Raw genomic sequence first — 460 nt, 5'->3', positions numbered from 1 at the left:
CTCCAGGGAGATTCAGAAGCTTGCTGGTACGCTCCTAAAATCTCCTACCCTAATTGAAGTAGCAGCTCGCAACACCACTGCCGAGCAAGTAGAGCAGGTCGTTCATCTGGTCGATCGCGATCGTAAGCGAGAACTGCTGTCCTACATGATCGGCTTCCACAACTGGAAGCAGGTGCTGGTCTTCACCCGCACCAAGCATGGTGCTAACCGTCTAGCCGAGCAGCTTGCAAAAGACGGGCTGAAGACAACTGCAATTCACGGCAACAAAAGTCAGGCAGCCCGCACCCGTGCCCTAAACGACTTTAAGCAAGGAAGAGTTCGGGTACTGGTTGCCACTGACGTTGCATCGAGAGGGCTAGACATTGATCAGCTTCCCCATGTAGTGAACTTTGAGCTGCCTAATGTCCCCGAAGACTATGTGCATCGCATTGGTCGCACCGGACGGGCAGGCAATGAGGGA

At 53.9% G+C, this 460-nt stretch carries 1 protein-coding gene; it reads left to right on the top strand.

Features of this window, described 5'->3' with window-relative positions:
• Positions 1 to 460 (top strand): helicase-related protein (locus D7Y13_RS42570; RefSeq protein ID WP_279637201.1); only part of this gene is annotated, 460 nt, incomplete at both ends.

The sequence above is a fragment of the Corallococcus praedator genome (genome assembly GCF_003612125.1).
Classification (GTDB): domain Bacteria; phylum Myxococcota; class Myxococcia; order Myxococcales; family Myxococcaceae; genus Corallococcus; species Corallococcus praedator.
This window is presented reverse-complemented; position numbering and strand designations above follow the sequence as displayed.